Origin of the sequence: Gelidibacter japonicus (assembly GCF_010725055.1) — a bacterium.
Taxonomy (GTDB): Bacteria; Bacteroidota; Bacteroidia; order Flavobacteriales; family Flavobacteriaceae; genus Gelidibacter; species Gelidibacter japonicus.
Map to the genome: position 1 here is coordinate 123,598 of NZ_BJKB01000003.1, position 18,197 is coordinate 141,794.

An 18,197-nucleotide genomic window follows, 5' to 3' on the forward strand; every position below is an offset into this window, starting at 1 on the left:
TAAAATTAATCAAAATAAACTGCAATCAGTGTTCAAAGTCTCTTGTTTCACAGTTCTTTGTTAATATTGAAATGGGAATTGAATTGGTGTCTCCGGATTGCTTTACGGGCTATGACGATTCCAATAAAAAGTGAGATAAAAGCACCGATCCAAATACCCGGAATAAAATCAATGAATAAGAAAAAATCATAAGCTCCATGAAACAATACAGCAAGAAAGAGTCCGGTAAGATTTAAAGCAATCCTATTGTTTGAGAATTTTGCCTTGCCCATGAAATATCCCATAAGAATAGCGAAAGTAGCATGGGCAGGAACCGCTGTAAAGGCTCTAATGATGGCAACTTCCATTCCGCCCTGAAGGACGTACATGATGTTTTCAGTGGTTGCAAAACCCATAGAAACCATAACGGCATAAACGATACCATCAAAAGGTTCATTGAATTCCATATTGGGTTGGGAGTAATACCGAATGATAATGTATTTGCTAAATTCTTCTGACAGACCAACAACAAAGAAGGCTTTTATGAATTGTTCATAGACACTATGATCATTTTTTAATGGAAGTGGGATGTCAATGATGATATAAAGTAGTGTCGTTATGATAATACTGACAATGGCGCCTAAAAGGAAATTGTAAAAGAGAAGCCTTTTAGGCTCTTTTTCATATTTATCTTTTATGAAAATGTAAAAGATGATGATGAGAACAGGCGCAATGGCTAATAATAATAAGGTCATATCTTTTTCTTATATAGTCGATGTTCGATAGCGGCAATAACCTCAAGATAATAAGGTGTATTGCTGGATATAAAATGACCATTAACATCGCTATTTTTCAGTAACTTACGAAATTCGGGAATAGATACAAATTTCACTTCCTCCACTTCGTTTTTATCCAAGTTGAAATCATTTAAAGCATAATCAATCTTAGCTATAAAGGTATGATGGAATTCATTGTCCTTGATACCATTTGGGTAGCTTTGAAAACACTCATAGATCCCTATTTTTTCTAAATGAGCTTCAGGAATGCAAATTCCAATTTCTTCCCATATCTCCCTTACAGCCGCTTGAGTAATTGTTTCACCAGAATCTACATGCCCAGCCACCGATACATCCCATAATAAGGGGCAAATAGTTTTGGATGCCGCACGTTGTGCCAATAATATTTCGGCTTTAGAATTATAAAACCATACATGGGCGGTGTTATGGTAATGGCCTTTAATGTGGATTTCTGATTTTGGGCGACTTTTTCCGGTAGGGGACCCATCTGCATTTAAAACATCAATATGTTCTTCTGTAGTCATCTTAATCCATCACTGATTTTAAACAGCTTACAAATTTATCAAAATCTGCTTCAGTATTAAAAAAATGACAAGATAAACGTACGAAAGTGCCTCTAAAAGAAACAAATATATTGTTTTTCTTTAGTTCTTTTTTAAAGGTTTTGATATTAACTGTTTCAGGTAATTTAAGTCCAAAAAGATGATGGCTTCTGTAGTCGTCGGCTTCTATATCGCATCCCAAATCGCGCAGTTCACTAACAGCCTTAGCCGAAATTTGCTTGCAATACTCCTGAATAGCTTTAGGCGTCCATGAAATAACTTGTTTCAAAGCTTCCAACTGCATTTTTACATGGATAAAGCTCCCGCTCTCTCCCATAACATATCGGTTGGCAAGTGGTTTGTATTGTGACTGATATTGCGTCAAATCGGGCAGAATATGACTATCCAATCGATTGGTCCAATTCTCTTCCAACGGCTCTCCGTGATCAAAATATGGTCCGTAATAGGCATATCCGCAGCCATAAGGTCCAAAAAGCCATTTGTAACCCGCACAGATCAAGGCATCTGGCTGCAATTCTTTAATCGAAAATGGCAATGCTCCAACAGATTGACTGCCATCTATAATCATCAAGGCACCATGCTGTCGCGTTTTTGCCCTAATGGTCTTTAAATCGAATAAAGCGCCACTCGACCAATGGATATGTCCCATGGCAACGACCGCTGTGGAATCATCAATAGCTTCTAAAATAGCCTCATTCCATAATTTGGTACGATCGGTTTTGGTCCTTGGTGCTTCAACAATTTTTAGTTGAGCGTTGTATTTATCGGTTAATTTCTTCCAAGAATAATAATTACTGGGAAATTGTTCTTGCATTAATACCACGGTATCACCAGGTTTTAATTTAATGTTTTTTGCAACCGTTGCAATTCCATAAGAAACCGAAGGAGTACTTGCAATTCGCTCATAATCATCTAATTCAATAAGCTTGGCAAACCTTTTCTTTAACTCTATAACGGGATCAAAAAAATCAGAGGATGGAATTAAATAAGGTCTGCTTTTTTGCATTACCGCATCAATTCCCGCTTTTTCCACCGCTTTAAACGACGGCGATAAGCTCGCCGTGTTTAAATAGCAGATGTTTTCAGGTAGGTCAAACAGATTTTTTTGTTCAGTTATATCCATTACTTTCCAAAATAACTAAAAGTGTCATTTTCTTTAATGTTCAATAGGGATTCGTATATTAATTTGATCACGTTTTCCACATCGTCACGATGAACCATTTCTACCGTGGTATGCATATATCGGAGTGGAAGTGAAATCAGGGCACTTGCCACACCCATGCCACTGTAGGCAAAAGCGTCCGTATCTGTCCCTGTAGCTCTTGAGCAGGCGGAACGTTGGAAAGGTATTTTTTTGGCCTCTGCAGTTTCCGTAATGAGATCTCTTAGTTTTTGTTGAACGGCAGGAGCATAAGCCACTACGGGTCCTAAACCTAATTCTAAATGCCCCTCTTTTTTCTTGTCGATCATTGGCGTCGTAGTATCGTGAGTTACGTCAGTGACAATAGCAACGTCAGGTTTGATGCGTTCTGCAATCATCTCTGCACCTCGTAATCCGATTTCTTCCTGAACGGAATTTGTTATATAAAGTCCAAAGGGCAATTTCTTTTTGTTTTCATGCAATAGGCGCGCTACCTGCGCAATCATAAAACCTCCAATACGGTTGTCGAGAGCTCGGCATACAAACTTATCATTGTTCAAGATATGGAAGGTGTCAGGGTAAGTAATGACACATCCCACATGAACGCCCATTTTCTCAACTTCTTCCTTGTTTTTTGCTCCAACATCTATAGTAATATTTTCAGGTTTTGGTGCTTCTTCCTTTGATTTATCTCGAGTGTGAATTGCAGGCCACCCAAATACACCTTTGACGATGCCATTTTTTGTGTGGATATTTACAATCTTACTGGGGGCTATCTGATGGTCACTGCCACCATTTCTGATCACATAAATAAGGCCATTATCTGTAATGTAGTTGACGTACCATGAAATCTCATCGGCATGTCCTTCAATAACTACCTTGTATTTTGCTTTTGGATTGATGACGCCTACTGCGGTTCCGTAGGTATCTGTGATAAATTCATCAACATAAGGCTTAAGGTAGTCCATCCATAATTTCTGTCCTGTCCATTCATAGCCAGTAGGTGATGCATTGTTTAAATAATTCTCTAAAAACTCTAATGATTTTTTGTCTAAAATGCTCTTTTTTGCCATTGGTAAATATTTTGTCTAAAATTAATAATATTAATAAGATTTTAAGGTTAATGGATATGTAAATTCTTAATTTTGGGATGATTTTAGCGCTATTGCACCAATGAAGTTGATAACCTACATTTTTGTTTTTTTACCCCTGTTGGTATTTGCCCAAGTTGATCCTGTTGAGAAAGATTCTACTGTGGTGGAATATTATTTTATTGATGGTGATTCCATACCTGTATCAACTATCGATTTGGATGCTGTCTTGGTATTAAGTAAATTGAAATTTGACAATAGGGATGATCGCATTCGCTATTTGATTTTGAAGCGAAGAACCATTAAGGTATATCCTTATGCAAAGCTAGCGGCTGAGCGTTTGGTAGAACTTAACAAGCGTTTGGAAACTCTGGAACGTAAAAGTGAGAAACGTAGATATGCCAAAATTATCCAAAGATATATTGAAGATGAATTTTCGGAGGAACTCAAAAAGCTGACCAGAAAGGAAGGTCAGATTCTCGTCAAACTGATTCATCGTCAAACAGGAAAAACAACGTTTCAGTTGATTCAGGAATTGAGGAGTGGCTGGCGTGCGTTTTGGTTTAACAATACCGCAAAATTGTTTGATATTTCACTGAAGGAACAATTTAACCCTTTGGATGTGAGTGAAGATTATTTGATAGAAGACATTTTGGAGCGTGCTTTTCAAAGTGGACAATTGGACCGTCAGAAATCAGCATTTCCTATCGATTATTTTGAGCTCACCAATAAATGGGCCGGCAAAACCATTAAAAATTAATGCGCTTACAATCGGATTTTGAGGAAAAACTTAATGCATGGACCCACGGCTTTGGTGCGCTGTTAGGAATTGCTGGGCTAATCTTATTAATTAGCTATAAGGAACACAAAACAGATTGGAGCTTGATTAGCGTAATCATTTATGGTGTTTCCATCATTGTTTTGTTTTCTGCATCTGCCATTTACCATTCGGTTTCAGGTGAACGACGAAAGCATTATTTTAGGATTGTTGACCACATCAGTATTTATCTTTTAATTGCTGGAACCTATACGCCAGTTACTTTAATTGCGCTTAACAATAGCTTGGGATGGCCGTTGTTTTGGAGTGTGTGGGCAATAGCAGGATTTGGAATGATCCTGAAATTGTTCTTCACCGGAAAATTCGAGATTTTTTCAACCCTATTGTATTTGGTAATGGGTTGGTTGATTATTTTCGATTTTTCCAATCTCTCAGAATCGATCGGACTTAATGGTTTAATTCTGTTTATTGCGGGAGGCGCATTTTATACTTTAGGGATTGTTTTTTATGCCGTTCATAAAATTCCGTATAATCATGTCATCTGGCATTTATTTGTCCTTGGAGGTGCTATCTGTCATTATTTAATGATTTTCTTATATATCCTTTAAAATGGTATCCTTAATAGCGAAATTTATCTTCTCCCCATTTTTTGGGATTGTTTTTGATATAATTTGAAATGATATTGAATGCCTTTTCATTTCTGATAATGTGATCATAGAATCGGGTTTGCCATCCAAAATCCAGGTTTAGGCGGTTGGCATGTTTCGTCACGGCAGAATTATAGCCCCCAATGATTGAGGAGATGGAGTTTTTTCCAGGGTTGCGAAATCGGGTTTGGCCGATGGATTTTTGGGGATTTTCATGCGCATTGGGATATTCATTCGCATCGGGGAGCGACAAGGCATGCCTTGTCTGTACTGGGATGCGATCATGAATTGAATTTGCAACATCAAGGCGATTTGCATCATCAAGGCGATTGGGAGCATCCGTTAAATTCCCATCATCAATTTCAATAGGAATTTGATTTGAATCCCGAGAATTCGAAGTGGTATCAGGATCCACATTAATTATCAAAATGCCATGAATATGATTGGGCATCACAATAAATTCGCCCAAAGTTATATTTTTGGAGTGGTTTTTTATTTCGTGCCAAAATACATCAGCAAGTACACCAACATTGGATAATTCCATTTTGTTGTTGACGACGCTTCCAAAATAATGCGCCCTATTTTTTGTGCAGATGGTTATGAAATAGGCCCCTTGCCAGCGATAATCCCAAGTTTGCAAACGTGCAGAAGGAATGCGATATTTATTTTGAAATTTATCAGCCATTTTTTGTGGGGTATAATTTCATTTAAAGCTATCACATTATTCCGAATATATCAACCCAATTTGCTCACATCAATCTTAAACAATTCTGCAGCATTCTTCCACATTATCAGCTCTTTCTTATCCTCATCCAATTCCAATTGGTTCATAAATCGGAGATAGGATTTCATATTGCTAATGGGCCAATCGGTACCATAAAGTAGATATTTCGGATCGCCGGCATAGATGATCATTTCTTCAATTTCCTTTTTCATATAGCGCTCAAATTTATCTGAAAAATCACCTAAGGTCAATCCGGATATATCGGCATGCACATTCTTGTTTTTGTAGACTATCTCCATGCAATCCTTAATCCATGGGCTTCCAACATGGCATATCACAATTTTTAAATCGGGATAATCAACTGCTAAATCATCAATATGGATGGGGTGGGAGTATTTTATTTTTCCATTTGGCGCATAAGTATCACCAGAGTGAAACATCACCGGGACGTCAAACTCCATGGCCATATCGTACATGACCTTAAATCTGATATCATTAGGGTAAAAAGGTTCATATCCTGGGTAGAATTTCAGACCTTTAATGAGTCCAGCGTCAAGAAACTCGCTGAGTTCACGTAAGTCCCTATAATCGTAATTTAAATAGCTCACTCCCGCCACAACACCAAGATTGTTCCTGTCGCTAATGGCCTCAACTACCTTTCTGGTGCTTGGTCTGTGTTCATTTACTTTGTAAGACGACAATACCAATGAATAATCCACCTTATTTTCTTCCATGGTATCTGTTAGCTTATTGAGACAGTCTTCTAAAGAAACAACGCGATCTTCATGGTAATTATTGATATGGGTATGGACGTCTATAATCATAGTGTTTTTTTATTTTTTGGTGAGGTTAACAATATCGAGAAATAATGGGAACTGGACAAGTTTGGTGTTCAGTATTCATTAAGCAGTATGCAGTGAGTTGTATTTAGTCGCATTTTGATGAGACATTTTGTTGGGTGTCAGAATTTGCTCTGTTTTAAATAATCCGCTAAGACCACAAATCGTGTTGGACCCTTAATAATTCAAAGATTTTATTCTTCAAATTATACTTTTGTAGCCACTGATAACTGCCGATTATGAATCTATAAAATCTTTATAATCTTCAAAAAACGCTTCAAACAGGGTCATTTTTTCAATAAAAAACTCCATAACCTCTTTCCAGCAATTTTTATTGTGAATGGAAACTCTTTGATTCAATTTGAGGTAGATTCTGGAGATTTCTTTGCCGTTTTCTAGGTAATACTCTTCTTCAAAAATCGCATCAGGCAAATAATCGTCGGTCAAGATTACCTTCAGGGATTGTAATTTATCCCAAAATTTAATTCGGTTTTCCAAATCATCTTCAAGGTCTAGGGCAACTAATGCCAATTTAGTGTCAAAATGGAATTTGAAAGACAGTCCTTTCAGTCTGGTGTCATAAAGGATCCATTTTCGAGGGAATGATTTTCCGAAACTGATCCAAAATTCTTCTCTTAATTTTCTTGATTCTTCTTTGCTAAACATGTTTTTCAGTCATCAGTCATCAGTCTTTTCCTTAAATTAAATACGCCACCAAAATCCCCAATGCAATGAGTATCAGTTTTGTAAGGTTGAATCTGTGGTTTTCGTTGCTTTCAAACAAAATGACTGTTGAAATATGAAAAAAGATACCAATTACAATTGCATTGATGAAGAATAAATAATCTCCCACAAAAGGTACGGTATTCGATACTAAGGTCCCCGTTGGTGTCATAAGTGCAAAAATGACGAGAAACCCAACAATTTGTCTCAATGTGAACTTTGACTCAACCAGATAGGTGGTGATCAACGCCGCAATAGGGATTTTATGGATGAGAACACCATAGACCATATCATTATGTTGATGGATTGGAAAACCTTCCAGAAAACTGTGGATACATAAACTGATGAACAACACCCATGGGAATCCTGTTTCGTGTTTATGGACATGAACATGGCCATGTTCTGCACCTTTAGAGAAAAACTCCAATAAAATTTGCAAAAGAATGCCCAGCATAATGAACAACCCAGTTTGCTTGGCATCTAAATGCTCATATACCTCAGGCAATAAATCAAAAAGCGTCAAAGCCAATAAAAATGCGCCGCTGAATGATAATAGGAATTTAGTGTAATTGGACTTTTTATGCTTGAATATCAGCACCAATAAAACACCAATAATAACTGCTAAGAAAGGTAAAAAATACTGCTTCATTTGAAGATCATGATTAATCGTTCTGAAGTGCTTTTATGAAATTTCCGTAATTTGTAATCGCCAAAAATATCTAACAAATAAATACCAGCTTGTTCAAAAAGCTCCTCAAAATCGGATAATGTCTTTGCTTTAACGCGCTCTTGATAGTTGTAGGTTTTTCCTTGATCAGTGAAACTGATATCTTTGATAATATGGTTGTCTTCAACATATCTTTTCTGATAAAAATCAATACCGCCAATCGTCTTGACATCTTCAGGCACTAAATTTTCAATCACAAAATCGGCATTCATAAAATCAATGACTCCGAATCCCGATTCATTTAAATCTGCCTTAATGGCTTTTAAGGTATTCAAGTTGTCTTCTGATCGATCAAAATAGCCAAAACTGGTAAAAAGATTAAATACGGCATCAAACTTCTCGTTATAGGGTTTGCACATATCATGCACCTCAAAGTGAAGTGTTTCATTTTCGTATTTCTTGGCATACGCGATACTGTTTTCTGATAGGTCAACGCCAGTAACATCATATCCCAATGAGTTGAGATATATGGAATGACGTCCTTTCCCACATGCAAGATCGAGTATTTTTCCACCTTCCGGCAGATTCAAATACTGGGTGAGGTTATCCATAAATTGATGAGCTTCTGCGTGATCTCTATCGGCGTAAAGAATATGATAATAAGGGGTATTGAACCATGAGGCATACCACTGCATTGTGTCTTTTGTCATTATAAATTCGTCTGACTGCAAAAATACTTTATTTTTGCAATCTATATCAGGAGAATAATGGATAATAATTTTAATATGGTTGCCAAAACCTTATTTGGTTTTGAGGATTTACTTGCAAAGGAGTTGACCCAGTTGGGAGCCCAAGATGTGAAAACTGGTGTTAGAAACGTGAGCTTTGTTGGCGACAAAGGGTTTATGTATAAAGCCAACTTGGGTTTGCGTACGGCCATTAAAATATTAAAACCCATTCATAGCTTCAGAGTCAACAATGAAAAGGACCTCTACGATCAGATCTATAAAATTAATTGGGAACAGCATCTTAAACCCACAGGGACCTTAGCAGTTGATGCTACTGTGCATTCACATCTGTTTACACATTCTCTTTATATAGCACAAAAAACAAAAGATGCTGTGGTTGACAAATTTAGAGATACTTCGGGTGAACGCCCGAATGTAGACCTTAAATTTCCAGATTTAAAAATCAACGTGCATATTGATAGAAATATGTGTAATGTTTCATTAGATTCATCAGGAGATTCTTTACATAAACGAGGTTATAAAATTGCGACGAATATTGCGCCTATCAATGAAGTGTTGGCCGCAGGGCTGGTTATGTTGTCTGGTTGGGATGGCCAAACCAATTTTATGGACCCCATGTGCGGAAGTGGAACTATTTTGGCCGAGGCAGCAATGATTGCCTGTAATATTCCCCCAAATCTAATGCGAAAGGAGTTTGCCTTTGAGCGTTGGCAGGATTGGGATGTAGATTTGTTTGAAAAAATAGAGGAATCACTCTTGAAGAAAACCAGAGATTTTCATCATCGGATTATTGGTTATGACAAGTCGCCAAGTGCGGTAGAAAAAGCAAAAGAAAACATCAAAAATGCACAACTGGAAGATTTTGTTGAAGTAAGGCATGAAGATTTCTTCAAGACCCAGAAAGCAGGAGACGAGAAGTTGCACATGGTGTTCAATCCGCCGTATGGTGAGCGTCTGGATATAGAAATGGAATCGTTTTATAAAAATATCGGTGATACCTTAAAACAAAATTATCCGGGAACTGATGCGTGGTTTATAACCTCAAATCTTGACGCATTGAAACATGTGGGCTTAAGACCTTCCCGGAAAATTCATCTGGTCAATGCGAAATTGGAAGCGAGATTAGTGAAATATGAAATTTACGAAGGCAGCAAAAAAGGGAAGTACATGGATTAAACTTCCTTTGAAATGCATTCCGAATTCTGAAAATTAGTAATATTTCTGAAGTGTCTTCGTATGATGCTCCACATGATATGCGGTCCACATTAGAATTTCCCTGATTGGCATTTTTCCCATTAAGGGATGTGGCAACACCAATGTGTCTAAATTTTTATCAGATATTCTTCTGGTCTTGTATTGCAGTTTCTTGCTTTCTACCTGAAGACGGTTCAAAATATAGGTTTTATCCTTCAATTTTGGAACCTTCATGTTTTTAGAAGACTTAAATGTATAGTCTTTACTTTCTTTAAGGATTTTTTGATAATCCTTAATAATCGTATCATAATCATGTAAATCGCGCGTGTTTTTTCCGAAGGCATATTTGAAAAAAAACCTGGGCATGCTCAAGATGTCATTTAAAGGCTTGATGCTTTGCAATAAATGTAAGGCTTGCTGACTTGTAGTCCATTTGCCTTCGGGCCCTTGTGTCCATTTTTCATTATCTTGAACTTGCAACCAAGTGATCAGAGCATGATATTTTTGTTCTAATAAATCGGCGATCTCATCTTTGTGCATACGTTGGAATTAGTATGCAAAAGTTAATAAATTATTTTATAAAATGAATGGCAAGCAGAAAGTATTTATGTCGAATTAGTCCTCTACCGCAATTTTCTTATTTTTCTTATAGATAGGGATCAAATAGGATACATTATAACCAAATCCGAAACCGAATCGGCCGCTATCAAAAGTTCTATTAAATCCAGGAATAAATAAATTTTCAAAATTTGTAGGTTGATCTTCGGTCACCAAACCTTTAAGCTGTGCATTGATGCCAACAAACAAATTGGTGACAACTTCGGCTTTGATGCCAACGATCAATTCTGCCCAAATTGCAGATAATCCTTTAAATTCTTGTGGATCAGTGGAAGTAAAAGGGGTGTCATAATATTGATCTGTCGTATATATGGTATAGCGGTTTAGCTTTTGGCTGAATGTGCTGACACCAACCCTCATTCCAGTGTAGATAAGGTTTTCCATGTCGAGCCAATTTCGATAAAGGTTGTAGTCTATACCAGCTTTAAAATAGCTGCCTTTTGAGGTGACATCCAAATAGTCGTTTCTTATAGTATTCTCTTCAGTTCCCAATTCTCCCGCTAAATATAATTTTTGGGTCAGTCGGTAATCGCCGGAAATTTCAAAACCAGTATAGTCATCACCTATGAAGGAGCGTGCCAATCTACCAATGTCGCCGCCGAGACGCAGGCCGTATTTCTGTTTGACCACAATGGTGTCGTTAACATTTTTTTCTTGGACTTCTTGTGCCAATGATGTTAGTGGCAACACCATCAAGACAATCAGACTAATGATAAATGTTGATATGCGCTGCATTTTCATTGTTTATGGTGTCTTTAATAACTTCAATATTTATGATCCAGTTGTTAGGGTCGGTTTCACGATTGGCGCTAAGATTATTGAATACGCTTTTGTATCCGCAGGCCCTTGAAACGTATATAAGTTCTGGCGTGTAATTCACTTCAATAATATCAGCATTGGAAGCCGTGTTAGGGTCGTCATCCAAATCATAATCTCTATCTTTTGTAAGCACAAACCGCGAGGTGTTCATTATGTCCAAGGCATCCACTCTTAGAGGCAGCACAATGGAGTCAATAGTTTTATCATTGACAATATAATTTGGATTGTTTTCAGCAGTAACATCCATTCGTCTAACAGTTTTTGTTTCCTCGATTGCATTGATATTATAAAAACGAATGATCAAATGTGGTGTTGTAGGTGTGGTAGCGGCACATATATCATCACGCTCACAACTCCATAAGCTCAGGATTATGAGAAGAGAACATAGAGTTTTAATGTATTGATGGGCTTTTATCAGTTTCAAGTTTATTTTGTTTCAGGTTTTAGGTTTCAGTTGTTTCTTGCTTAAATGACGTATTGAAAATCAACAATCATCAATCAACAATCATCAATCATCAAGCGCCTTATCTTTTTTCCAAAAGTACAACATTTTCGACGTGATGTGTTTGTGGAAACATATCCACCGGCTGAACTTTGGTCACTTTATAAATGGTGTCCATCAATTCTAAATCTCTAGCTTGGGTTGCGCTGTTGCAGCTTACATATACCACTCTATCTGGTGCGACATTTAGTATTTGTTGCACTACATCTTTATGCATTCCGTCACGTGGTGGATCTGTAATAATCACATCTGGCTGTCCATGCTCATTAATAAAATCACTATTGAACACATTTTTCATATCGCCCACATAAAACTCAACGTTGTCAATTCCATTTAATTGTGCGTTTTGCTTGGCGGCTGCTATGGCATCGGGAACAGATTCAACACCAATTACTTTTTTAGCGTTTTTGGCTACAAATTGAGCAATGGTTCCAGTTCCTGTATATAAATCGTAAACGAGTTCATCACCTTTTAAATTGGCAAAGTCGCGAGTTATTTTATACAGCTCATAGGCTTGGTCTGAATTGGTTTGATAAAAGGATTTGGCATTTATTTTAAATTTCAGACCTTCCATTTCCTCAAAGATGTGATCTTGTCCTTTAAAACAAAGCACTTCCTGATCATATATGGTATCGTTCGCTTTACCATTAATGACGTATAATAAAGAGGTGATTTCCGGGAATTTATCACCTATATAATTCAATAGTAGTTCGCGGTTCTCTTTGTCCTCTTTGAAGAATTGAAAAAGCACCATAATATCCCCGGTGGATGAGGTGCGAATCATCAATGTTCTCAAAAAACCGGTTTGATTACGGGTATTAAAAAATTCGAGTCCGTTTTTAATCGCAAATTCTTTGACTGAATTTCTAATGTCATTGGAAGGATCTGCCTGAAGCCAGCATTTTTCAATGTCAAGAATTTTATCCCACATTCCAGGAATATGAAAACCAAGCGCATTTTTATCGCCAACATCCTCATTGGAACGAATTTCATCCAAAGTTAACCAGCGGCTGTCGCTGAAAGAAAACTCCATTTTATTTCTATAGAAATAGTCCTTTGCAGATCCTAAAATTGGAGTTACAGGGGGTAGTTCCAAATGACCGATTCGTCTAAGGTTGTTTTCAACTTCCTTTTGCTTATAAAATAATTGGTGTTCATAGCCCATATCTTGCCACTTGCATCCACCACAAACACCAAAATGTTGACATTTAGGTTCGGTACGCTTATTGGAGTACTCGTGGAATTTGATAGCATTTCCTTCGTAAAACGATTTCCGTTTTTTAAAGGTTTCTACGTCCACAATATCACCCGGTACCACGTTTTGCATGAAAATAACGGCACCGTCCGGAGCTTTGGCTACTGATTTACCTTTGGCTCCAGCATCAACGACCACAACATTCTCAAAGATTTGTTTTCTATTTCTTCGTCCCATGTCGCAAAAATAGTGAAACCAATTGCGATTTACGAATTACGTATCGCGATTTTATTAGTGAACCCAAAAATTTGAAAACAAAGTGCATTAAGTTTTGATGGTTGTCCTGATAGCCATTAAGGTGACCTTGCTTTATTCGGGTTGGAAATCCAACTACTGAAAGTGAAATCAGCCCATTTTGCATATCGGAATAGCCCCACTTATCGAAGAGTCGTTAACTGCTTATCACGGTCGAAACTAAACTATAGTTGTCGATTTTATAACCAATTTTTGGTTATACAGAAGTCCCTCAGTTGTATGACCATTATTTTGTAAATTTCGTTGTGAAATCAGTTGAAAAATTTTTAGGAGGTTTAAATATTTGCTAATTTGCGAGTCCTTAGGGATGATTTCTCTCCCACGCTGCTTTTTCGTCCCGATATCTATCGGGATTTCGAAAGAATAAAGGTACAGTAGGAATGGTTATTTTGCTCGATTAGCGAGATTTAATTATTAATGTTTGCATCGCTCTAAATGATGTCAAACCGTGTCTTTTTAAGGCATGAAACTGTAAATTCTTATAAAATGGCTGTATTAGATCAATTAACTTCGCAACAAGCGATAGATTTAGAAAACAAGTATGGTGCACATAATTACCATCCACTTCCAGTAGTATTGAGTAGGGGAGAAGGGGTGCATGTTTGGGATGTTGAGGGAAAACAATATTATGATTTCCTCTCTGCTTATTCTGCCGTCAACCAGGGGCATTGTCATCCGAAGATTGTTGATGCCATGGTAAATCAGGCACGAACCCTGACCTTAACCTCACGCGCCTTCTACAATGATGTTTTGGGGAAGTTTGAAGCTTACGCAACAAAATATTTCGGGTATGACAAAGTGTTGCCCATGAATACCGGTGCAGAAGCTGTAGAGACGGCGCTTAAGATTTGTAGAAAATGGGCTTATGAAGTAAAGGGTATTGCCGACCAACAAGTGGAGATTATTGTTTGTAGAAATAACTTCCACGGAAGAACGACGACCATTATTTCATTCTCAAATGATCCCATTGCACGCAAAAATTTCGGTCCATTTACGGAAGGCTTTATAAAAATTGAGTATGATAATTTGCAGGAATTGGAAAGTACTCTAAAAAGCAACCCAAATGTTGCCGGATTTTTGGTGGAGCCAATTCAGGGTGAAGCTGGTGTTTATGTTCCGAGTGAAGGGTATTTGGCAAAGGCGAAAGCATTGTGTGAAAAGTACAATGTTCTGTTTATGGCTGACGAAGTGCAGACAGGAATCGGGAGAACAGGAAAACTTTTAGCGGTAGATCACGAAAATGTAAAACCAGACATCCTGATTTTAGGAAAAGCTTTGAGCGGTGGTGCCTACCCCGTAAGTGCCGTGTTGGCCTCTGATTCAATAATGGGAGTTATCCAGCCTGGCAGCCATGGCAGTACATTTGGAGGAAACCCAGTGGCCGCTGCAGTGGCTATAGCCGCCTTGGAGGTCATTAAAGAAGAAAATTTGGCTGAAAACGCTGAAAAACTAGGACGGATTTTTAGAAGTGAATTGGATTCTTATATCCAAAAAAGCTCAATTGCCAAATTGGTGAGAGGGAAAGGATTGCTCAACGCTGTGGTGATTAATGACAGTGAAGATGGTGATACCGCTTGGAACATCTGTTTGGCGCTTCGAGATAACGGGCTCTTGGCTAAACCGACCCATGGAAACATCATTCGTTTTGCGCCGCCTTTGGTCATGAACGAGCAGCAACTTTTAGAATGCGTTGGGATCATCATAAAAACGTTGAAACAATTTGAACCTAATAAGAAATAATGGAAGAAAAATCGGCTTTTGAAACTTTTGAATTGAATCTTCCACCCGCCATCTTAGGGTTTTTAAAGGAAACGTCAACTTGGACGTATTTTCTCTCAATTCTGGGGTTTATAGGTATTGGATTGATGATCCTTGGTGGACTGTTTTTTAGTTTAGCGTTGAATCTCATGCCAGGCGGAAACCCGTATGCTGGCTTAGGTGTAGATATGTCTTATTTTGGGATGATTTATGTGGTCATAGCATTGTTTTACTTTTTCCCGGTACTGTATCTCTTTAATTTTTCAAGAAAAATGAAAAGTGCTTTGAGTTCCAATAATAATGACGAATTGACCGCTGCTTTTTCTAACCTGAAATCGCATTATAAATTTATCGGAATCTTTACAATCGTTATTATCAGTATCTATGTCCTGATTTTTGTTTTAGCAATGATCGCACGAGCGATGTAAGTTGCTGAGCATTGAATAAAAAAAAGCGGCTAAATTAATATTAGGCCGCTTTTTGTATATTGAAAGGGATATTATTCTGCCATCCCTTGATTAAGGCCTTTCATGAACTCTTCCTGCATGCTTTGAATGCCTTCCATACCAACGGTAGAGAACAGCCAAATAGCATAAATTAAGTAGATACCATTTAATATGATACCAATAATAGCAAGAATTTTTCCGGTTTTCACGTTTTGAAATCCAGTATAGTTTTCCGGGCTTTCTGTATAAAGTTTAGTTGCTTTGTTGGCAAGCACCAAAGCAATAATGCCAAGGGGTAAACCAATGATACCATAACAGCAGCAAGTGACTATAGATAAAATTCCGAAAACTAAAATGAGCGTTGCATTGGGTAATTGTTGTTTTTCCATGTGGTTGGTTTTTAGTGGATGATTTTAATAAAATAACTGATGACTACAATGCCTACATTCAAAAAGATCAAACCCATTTTAATGGTATAGTCATATTTGAATCTAACAAACAGGTTAAATATAAGAAAAACCGTCAATAAAAGAAGTGTGTAAATGGCGGGATACATTTTAAAAGCCATTAAAAAATCCCCTTTAAAAAATAGAACGGTGGCGCGCTGAATGCCACAACCCAAACACTCTATACCAAAGAGTTGTTTGTTGAGACAAGGCAACAAGAAATCTTCAAGTTTGATAAGGTTAAGAAAAGCCATAGACAAATGTATAAAAAGAATGGAATTTTCATAGTTTATTTTTTAGCTTAGATTTGCTAAATCCAACATCATTTTGATTCTAAATGATTAATTTCGTTGTTCCCTATAAAAGTGAGCAACCTATGAGCATGTCCAGAGTATTAAATCTTTTATTGATAATTATTGGCGGAATTATTGCCGTTTATGCCAAAGCCGGAATGGATCAAAACCAATATGTGCTTATTGGAGGTATTGCTGTTTTGATGATTGGGGTATACCGCATATCAAGAAATATACCTAGTAAAAATGATGAAGATACACCTTCTGAAAATGACTAATAGCTATGAATTTAAAAGTAGGAGATAAAGTTGCAGTCTTGGATGAAGCCTTTTCGGGAAAGATCTCGAAAATTGAGGGAAACACGGTTTTTATTGAAACCGATGACGGCTTTTTTTTAGATTTCCAGGAGAATGAATTACTCAAATTAAACGAAAAGGACAATTTGAAATCCCGTGTTTTTTCTGAGCATTCCTTTAGTGAAGTGCTTTCTGAAAAAGAACAGCATACCAAGCGTAAATCTGTTAGGGTAAAACCAAAAGACCGGAATCAGCCGGCTATGGAAGTCGATTTGCATATTCATAATTTAACCGATAACCAGCGAAACCTATCCAATTATGACATGTTAACCTTACAATTGGATACCGCCAAAAGACAGTTGGAATTTGCCATTGGCAAACGCATTCAAAAGGTTGTATTTATTCATGGCGTTGGGGAAGGCGTGTTAAAAATGGAATTGGAAACGCTTTTTTCCCGCTACGATAACGTCAAACATTATGATGCCGATTTCAAGAAATACGGAATAGGGGCTACTGAAGTCTATATTTTTCAGAATGCATAAACCCTAAACTTAAATACTATTAATTGAGAGTGTAATTACGAAATAGGTGTAATCGAAAATTTCAGATTATACTATTCAATTTCACTCTCTATCATAATGCTATAGGTATAAGTTCCAAAGTCAATTTCGGTTAGGCTGATGACGTCCAAATTCACGTTGCTGATATAAAACTTAACAGTAATTGTACGTTTATACACGTTCTTATTAAAGTGTGGGTAATTAAATACATCCTTTGCTTCTTTGTCAAGATATCTTGGAACACTTGGGGTAGGAGAGCTTTCATCACGGTCATTCATCGGATTGCCATCCATGTTTTCGTCTTCTAAACGCGTTAAAACACCATCACCGTCATCATCATCGTCTAAATAATCAGGGATACCATCGCCGTCTGTGTCTTGTGCCTTTGAAAGTCCGTCGGCCTCGGTGTAATTATGTTTTTCGTTTTTAGTCAAGACATTGTCATTATCATCATCTTGATCCAAATAATCAGGAATACCATCGCCGTCAGAATCGGTTGGATTTGTTGCAGGATTGTTATCGCCATCTAAATTGGCATCTTCAATATGTGCAGGGATGCCGTCATCATCATCATCCACAAAAGTGGTGATGGTAGTTACCGTGCCTGAAGTCGCCGCATAATCTTTAAGGATAATGGTCGCGGCATCAGGTAATAAATTGCAAAGTAGATCTTCAGGATTTCCGTCATAGGTTCTATAATTGAACTTGGAACTTGTTCCATTGATAGCAAAAGTGGCCTTGTAGTTATTTTCTGTTGGATTGAAAATGAGTTCCGTAGTCGTGTTTCTTGGAAATATTAAGCTCAAGGACTCTGAAGGATCCTTTTTGGTGTCATATAAGAAGAAGTTTCCCGGATTCAATTCGCATATTGATAAGGTTTTGTCAAAATCCAATTCCACGTCAATGATATCACCATCGTTACAAGCAGTGACTAACAAACATAAACTTAAGAAGTAAATTATTTTCTGCATTTCAATCAATTTGTCAACAAAAATACGGCATTTGTGAATTTATAACGTCTCATCTTCAGAATAATTTTATTTGGAGTATTTTTGTG

General features: G+C 37.3%; 23 protein-coding genes. 7 read left to right on the forward strand and 16 right to left on the reverse strand.

Annotated elements, in window-relative coordinates:
* Window positions 1–47: 47 nt before the first annotated feature.
* The 4 genes from G6N06_RS04395 to G6N06_RS04410 are packed head-to-tail and all read right to left on the reverse strand — an operon-like array spanning window position 48 to window position 3,553.
* Window positions 48–734 carry a PrsW family intramembrane metalloprotease gene (locus tag G6N06_RS04395; protein ID WP_163514855.1) on the reverse strand — a complete coding sequence of 229 codons (687 nt, stop codon included), beginning with the start codon at window positions 732–734 and terminating at the stop codon, window positions 48–50.
* The gene (locus G6N06_RS04400; protein ID WP_163514856.1) at window positions 731–1,300 is read right to left on the reverse strand and encodes an NUDIX hydrolase; all 570 of its coding nucleotides are present in this window, start codon (window positions 1,298–1,300) and stop codon (window positions 731–733) included. The genes G6N06_RS04395 and G6N06_RS04400 overlap by 4 nt, the downstream gene beginning before the upstream one ends.
* A gap of 1 nt (window position 1,301) precedes the next feature.
* Window positions 1,302–2,462, reverse strand: a complete 1,161-nt coding sequence (locus tag G6N06_RS04405) for an aminotransferase class V-fold PLP-dependent enzyme (protein WP_163514857.1) — start codon at window positions 2,460–2,462, stop codon at window positions 1,302–1,304.
* Entirely contained in the window at window positions 2,462–3,553 is a 1,092-nt protein-coding gene (locus tag G6N06_RS04410) for a M42 family metallopeptidase (RefSeq protein WP_163514858.1), read from the reverse strand. The genes G6N06_RS04405 and G6N06_RS04410 overlap by 1 nt, the downstream gene beginning before the upstream one ends.
* 100 nt (window positions 3,554–3,653) lie before the next feature.
* Here G6N06_RS04410 and G6N06_RS04415 point away from each other — a divergent pair, with 100 nt between their 5' ends.
* Together G6N06_RS04415 and trhA are read left to right on the forward strand one after the other, a co-directional pair.
* On the forward strand, window positions 3,654–4,331 hold the full coding sequence (locus G6N06_RS04415) for a DUF4294 domain-containing protein (RefSeq protein WP_163514859.1): 678 nt from the start codon (window positions 3,654–3,656) through the stop codon (window positions 4,329–4,331).
* A complete protein-coding gene (gene trhA, locus G6N06_RS04420) occupies window positions 4,331–4,957 on the forward strand; it encodes a PAQR family membrane homeostasis protein TrhA (RefSeq protein WP_163514860.1) in 627 nt (208 codons plus the stop codon). Before G6N06_RS04415 ends, trhA begins: the two co-directional genes overlap by 1 nt.
* A gap of 10 nt (window positions 4,958–4,967) precedes the next feature.
* Here trhA and G6N06_RS04425 read toward each other — a convergent pair whose 3' ends face one another.
* The 5 genes from G6N06_RS04425 to G6N06_RS04445 form a co-directional block, all read right to left on the reverse strand.
* A complete protein-coding gene (locus G6N06_RS04425; RefSeq protein WP_205334719.1) occupies window positions 4,968–5,681 on the reverse strand; it encodes a transposase in 714 nt (237 codons plus the stop codon).
* 50 nt (window positions 5,682–5,731) lie between these two features.
* Window positions 5,732–6,544, reverse strand: a complete 813-nt coding sequence (locus G6N06_RS04430) for an amidohydrolase family protein (RefSeq protein ID WP_163514861.1) — start codon at window positions 6,542–6,544, stop codon at window positions 5,732–5,734.
* Window positions 6,545–6,796: 252 nt separating this feature from the next.
* On the reverse strand, window positions 6,797–7,225 hold the full coding sequence (locus G6N06_RS04435; RefSeq protein ID WP_163514862.1) for a DUF4268 domain-containing protein: 429 nt from the start codon (window positions 7,223–7,225) through the stop codon (window positions 6,797–6,799).
* 31 nt (window positions 7,226–7,256) lie between these two features.
* Window positions 7,257–7,931: a ZIP family metal transporter gene (locus G6N06_RS04440; protein ID WP_163514863.1), complete on the reverse strand. Its 675-nt coding sequence runs from the start codon at window positions 7,929–7,931 to the stop codon at window positions 7,257–7,259.
* Window positions 7,928–8,659 (reverse strand): class I SAM-dependent methyltransferase, encoded by a 732-nt coding sequence (locus G6N06_RS04445; protein WP_163514864.1) that lies wholly within the window; start codon window positions 8,657–8,659, stop codon window positions 7,928–7,930. Before G6N06_RS04445 ends, G6N06_RS04440 begins: the two co-directional genes overlap by 4 nt.
* Window positions 8,660–8,716: 57 nt before the next feature.
* Here G6N06_RS04445 and G6N06_RS04450 point away from each other — a divergent pair, with 57 nt between their 5' ends.
* Window positions 8,717–9,874: a THUMP domain-containing class I SAM-dependent RNA methyltransferase gene (locus G6N06_RS04450; RefSeq protein ID WP_163514865.1), complete on the forward strand. Its 1,158-nt coding sequence runs from the start codon at window positions 8,717–8,719 to the stop codon at window positions 9,872–9,874.
* 33 nt (window positions 9,875–9,907) lie between these two features.
* On the opposite strand, the gene G6N06_RS04455 is transcribed toward G6N06_RS04450, so the two are convergent.
* The 4 genes from G6N06_RS04455 to rlmD form a co-directional block, all read right to left on the reverse strand.
* Window positions 9,908–10,432 (reverse strand): DinB family protein, encoded by a 525-nt coding sequence (locus G6N06_RS04455; protein WP_163514866.1) that lies wholly within the window; start codon window positions 10,430–10,432, stop codon window positions 9,908–9,910.
* A 75-nt stretch (window positions 10,433–10,507) separates the two neighbouring features.
* Window positions 10,508–11,245: a DUF6048 family protein gene (locus G6N06_RS04460; protein ID WP_240337972.1), complete on the reverse strand. Its 738-nt coding sequence runs from the start codon at window positions 11,243–11,245 to the stop codon at window positions 10,508–10,510.
* The gene (locus G6N06_RS04465; protein WP_163514867.1) at window positions 11,217–11,753 is read right to left on the reverse strand and encodes a DUF6452 family protein; all 537 of its coding nucleotides are present in this window, start codon (window positions 11,751–11,753) and stop codon (window positions 11,217–11,219) included. Before G6N06_RS04465 ends, G6N06_RS04460 begins: the two co-directional genes overlap by 29 nt.
* A 100-nt stretch (window positions 11,754–11,853) precedes the next feature.
* On the reverse strand, window positions 11,854–13,263 hold the full coding sequence (gene rlmD / locus G6N06_RS04470; protein ID WP_163514868.1) for a 23S rRNA (uracil(1939)-C(5))-methyltransferase RlmD: 1,410 nt from the start codon (window positions 13,261–13,263) through the stop codon (window positions 11,854–11,856).
* A gap of 564 nt (window positions 13,264–13,827) precedes the next feature.
* Here rlmD and rocD point away from each other — a divergent pair.
* Window positions 13,828–15,081 (forward strand): ornithine--oxo-acid transaminase, encoded by a 1,254-nt coding sequence (gene rocD, locus G6N06_RS04475; protein WP_163514869.1) that lies wholly within the window; start codon window positions 13,828–13,830, stop codon window positions 15,079–15,081.
* Window positions 15,081–15,527 carry a DUF5362 family protein gene (locus G6N06_RS04480; RefSeq protein WP_163514870.1) on the forward strand — a complete coding sequence of 149 codons (447 nt, stop codon included), beginning with the start codon at window positions 15,081–15,083 and terminating at the stop codon, window positions 15,525–15,527. The genes rocD and G6N06_RS04480 overlap by 1 nt, the downstream gene beginning before the upstream one ends.
* A gap of 71 nt (window positions 15,528–15,598) precedes the next feature.
* Here G6N06_RS04480 and G6N06_RS04485 read toward each other — a convergent pair whose 3' ends face one another.
* Both G6N06_RS04485 and G6N06_RS04490 read right to left on the reverse strand, forming a co-directional pair.
* On the reverse strand, window positions 15,599–15,934 hold the full coding sequence (locus tag G6N06_RS04485) for a CCC motif membrane protein (protein WP_163514871.1): 336 nt from the start codon (window positions 15,932–15,934) through the stop codon (window positions 15,599–15,601).
* Between the two features lie 11 nt (window positions 15,935–15,945).
* Window positions 15,946–16,245 (reverse strand): DUF2752 domain-containing protein, encoded by a 300-nt coding sequence (locus tag G6N06_RS04490; protein ID WP_163514872.1) that lies wholly within the window; start codon window positions 16,243–16,245, stop codon window positions 15,946–15,948.
* A gap of 128 nt (window positions 16,246–16,373) precedes the next feature.
* On the opposite strand from G6N06_RS04490, the gene G6N06_RS04495 reads away from it, so the two are divergent.
* Both G6N06_RS04495 and G6N06_RS04500 read left to right on the forward strand, forming a co-directional pair.
* Window positions 16,374–16,562 carry a hypothetical protein gene (locus tag G6N06_RS04495; RefSeq protein ID WP_240337973.1) on the forward strand — a complete coding sequence of 63 codons (189 nt, stop codon included), beginning with the start codon at window positions 16,374–16,376 and terminating at the stop codon, window positions 16,560–16,562.
* A 5-nt stretch (window positions 16,563–16,567) separates the two neighbouring features.
* Complete coding sequence (locus G6N06_RS04500) at window positions 16,568–17,122, forward strand: DUF8465 domain-containing protein (protein WP_163514873.1); 555 nt, start codon at window positions 16,568–16,570, stop codon at window positions 17,120–17,122.
* Window positions 17,123–17,193: 71 nt separating this feature from the next.
* Here G6N06_RS04500 and G6N06_RS04505 read toward each other — a convergent pair whose 3' ends face one another.
* On the reverse strand, window positions 17,194–18,111 hold the full coding sequence (locus G6N06_RS04505; RefSeq protein WP_163514874.1) for a hypothetical protein: 918 nt from the start codon (window positions 18,109–18,111) through the stop codon (window positions 17,194–17,196).
* Window positions 18,112–18,197 lie beyond the last annotated feature (86 nt).